The organism is Bacillus cereus group sp. BfR-BA-01360, assembly GCF_022663595.1.
GTDB classification, from domain to species: Bacteria; Bacillota; Bacilli; order Bacillales; family Bacillaceae_G; genus Bacillus_A; species Bacillus_A cytotoxicus.
This window is the reverse complement of record NZ_JAKUFV010000054.1, coordinates 1-3,434: the sequence shown is the minus strand read 5'-3', so window position 1 is coordinate 3,434 and position 3,434 is coordinate 1. Positions and strand designations below refer to the sequence as shown.

The window sequence follows — 3,434 nt, the reverse complement described above, 5'->3', positions numbered from 1 at the left end:
ATCCCCTACTTCCGTATCCAGATTATTCAAGAACTTCTAATATTTTTTGTAATTCCTCGTCTTTTTTTATCATTTCTTCAAGTGTATAGTTATCCGCCAATTCCATTGTTTTTTCTAATCTGTCTTTATAATGAGCCTCACCTTTTGATAGAAATGAGAATTTGCTAGTTTATTAATGTTTTGCCTCCTTTATTTTATCCCGCCAAACAATCGAATTTTTAATATTTTGCATACAATCTGCCTTATGATTATTTTCGGAATTTTCCTTAAGAATAAATTTCATATGGATATTCTACCAAAAAATGAGAACCCTTTCATTATTTATTCGCTGTTATTACGTACGCTTTATACTTGTGTAACGCTACTAGATTGAACTATAATTTGGGTGTTTTTGCCCACCCCCCCAAAAAGGGGGAATAAAAAAAGCAAACTTCCCTTTTTGGATAGTGACAGGGTTACTGTCATAAACCGCAAAGTATAATTCAATAAAATTGTAAAAAGTGTAGGGTGACTTTTTGAAAAGGTTTAGGGTAATCATTTTGACAATTATTTTTGGTAATATCGTATGTCATTGATTCCAAGTACCTTAATAAAGATTAAATTAGTTAAAAAAATTATGTTTTTTGGTAACTAATCTTATTATTTTGTGCGATTTTAAAAAATTACTTTGCGGTTCCTAGCAAGAACCCTGTCACTGCCTCTTTTAAGAAAGCTTGCTTGTTTCTTCATTTATCCCGACATATTATTCATACTATCCTCCGGGGAAAATACAGAAATATGATCTACTTTTCCAGTGGAATTGGGAATCACAAATTTTAATTCAAATTGTTTGTTTACTTTATAAATATATATTTTGTCATCTCCATTTGTCTTAACTGTCGTCGGTTTTCCTAATGCATTTTCAATATCTTGTAATGTGAGTGAACGAAGGTTTGGATGATTGGAGCGAACATCAAAAATTTGAGATCCTTTATTAAAACCAATGACGACATTCCTCTTCGTATATGTTGCATACATTCCTTTACCAGCTGGCTCAGTTTTGTCCGCTTTACCCCATTCTTTTTCTACTTCTTCAATATCTCCTGTGTGCGCCGCGACTGATACATTCGGTACTTTTCCTTGCTTGGCCTGTTCTAATATATTTTTGATTTGGGTTACTGTTTTAAAATTCGTTGATGTGCTTGACGTATCTTGTTTCGTACCCACTTCTTTCTTTTCCGATTCGCTTGATTGCTTTGTAGTTTCATTTTTCTTTTCATTCGCTTGATTACTTGTAGTTTGTTTAGATGTTTCTGTTGGTGGCTTCTGTTCATCCGCACTCTTACAAGCAGTTATTATACATACACATATGAGGCTGATCATGAGTATAAGAAGCTTTTTCATATATCTCCTCCTCTTTCGTTACATTAATCCTTGTAGCCAATTCATTACACTACTTTTTAAATCATGTGAGCACCAAAAGTTGAGCGCTTTCTCTTCACCTAATTGTGCTACTAAATCTTCCATGTAAGATGTTCCTAAAAAAATAACCAAGTCGATTATAGCCGAAGTAACGTCCTCCCGATAAGCGAAACCATTCTTTTTCTTTCACATCATTCCATCCAGCCATATAATCCTCGAAAAACATCTGTTTTATTTGTACTTCCTTATTCGTATAGCACTCTAGCCATGCTTCACCTTCATTATCATATGCATAATAAACAGATTCCTTTATTTTGATAGATATGTTGCAACTCCTTCACGATACAAACTAACTGCTCCATCTGTCCAACTCACATCATGCCAATCTATGCCACTGCGGTCTAATAAAACATTATGATATATATGCCCAATTTCATGAGCTACAATCACACGAAGGTGCTCTAACTTAGGCGACAGTTTTTCATCTGCCAAAAACACTTGACCAATAATTTCTCTATTAACAAATGCATTGGAACTAAAACCACCCACAAACAAATGAAAATTCAAATGTAGTTCAAAATTAAAACGCAAGCTATAGCGATTTATAACATCTTGAATTACGTCCGGTAATATGTTAGAAACCGTTTCAATATCTTTTAGCTTCTCTGAATATCTCTCAATTGCTTTTGTAAGTCTCTCTACTATTTTCGGACAATGATACATAAAGTATTCTTCAAACACTGCCTCATGTGCAGCATAGTATCACTTTAAATCATCCACCGTGATTCCTTCCGTTTTATCTAGGTTTAGAAAGGTCGGAATTGTATTATTCACTATCACTGTTTATCGTCTCCCTCATCATTTACACGAAATGTCCTTTATACACCTTCTCTATTTCGTGAGACTATCCCTTTCTATATAGTGAAACTTCCTAACCGTTTCTAATTTATAGGAAAACTAAAAAACTGCCCCAAAAAGGGCAGTCCGATATGTATTTATGCTTCAATATCTTTACCATCTTCAACAATATGGTACAATAAATGTGCTAAATGATGAATTGGGCCATATTCTTCCTCTTCTTCCTCTGTTTCTCCTTGGAATTCAAGGTCATTTAAATATAGTGCTAAAAATTGATAGAATAATTTTAAATCAAATTCAAAGCAAGCGCTTGGCTCTTCCTGATCACCTTCATATTGCAACATTAAATAATGCTCGTTTCCTTCTGCATCTTCGGCATCAAAAAATACAAAAAAACCAACGTTTGTATCTAAATCAAATAAATGACGTGTTCCATTTTCGGTTGCTTTATTAAAGTCTTCTTCATTTAACTTATGTACTGTTGTTGCTTTTACATTGTCTTCCTGATGAAAGTTTACTGTAAATGATTTCAATGCTAACACCTCCTGATGGTATAACAGTAGCATAACAGATTAAAGACAAGAATACAAAAAGGACTGCTTACAATCTGTAAACAGCCCTAATTTTTTATTTTTTCATTGCCCTTAGTAAAAAGCTGACGATGAAAATTAAAATAATCGCTCCTATTAAGGCTGGAATAATCGCAAAGCCTCCGATAACAGGACCAAATCTACCAAGAAGCGCCGTTCCAACCCATGAACCGATAATACCTGCAACGATATTGCCAATGACTCCGCCAGGTACATCTTTTCCTGTAATCAAACTTGCAAGCCATCCTAAAATACCGCCGACAATTAAAGACCATATAAATGCCATATCATTTCCTCCTTCTTTTATAAAATAAAAGTAACACTAATCATTGCTTACTATTAGTTATGCTACTTTTTTCTTAAGTTATACTGCTATATAACAAATCAATACGACGACTATATCATTCCATCACATGTAATCATTTTATAATGATCTAGAAAAGATTTTTACAAATACAAAAATGCACTTTTGTTTTTTTACTTTAAGGAAGATTTATTGAACTACCCCCACTTAACACTCTTACGAGCTGTTTGAAGTGGGAGATTCCTAAGAACACCAACCTAACGGTTAGTTATTGATTAGGC

The 3,434-nt window shown here is 33.7% G+C and carries 3 protein-coding genes and 1 pseudogene; all 4 read right to left on the bottom strand.

Annotation, left to right across the window (positions count from 1 at the left end):
* Positions 1–729: 729 nt before the first annotated feature.
* Entirely contained in the window at positions 730–1,383 is a 654-nt protein-coding gene (locus MR056_RS21750) for a YjgB family protein (RefSeq protein WP_048724456.1), read from the bottom strand.
* An 18-nt stretch (positions 1,384–1,401) separates the two neighbouring features.
* Positions 1,402–2,124, bottom strand: a pseudogene (locus tag MR056_RS21745) (DUF5700 domain-containing putative Zn-dependent protease).
* Between the two features lie 272 nt (positions 2,125–2,396).
* Positions 2,397–2,792, bottom strand: coding sequence for a hypothetical protein (locus MR056_RS21740; protein ID WP_012094447.1), 396 nt, complete (start codon positions 2,790–2,792; stop codon positions 2,397–2,399).
* A gap of 94 nt (positions 2,793–2,886) precedes the next feature.
* Positions 2,887–3,135, bottom strand: coding sequence for a GlsB/YeaQ/YmgE family stress response membrane protein (locus tag MR056_RS21735; protein ID WP_012094448.1), 249 nt, complete (start codon positions 3,133–3,135; stop codon positions 2,887–2,889).
* Between the last annotated feature and the right edge of the window lie 299 nt (positions 3,136–3,434).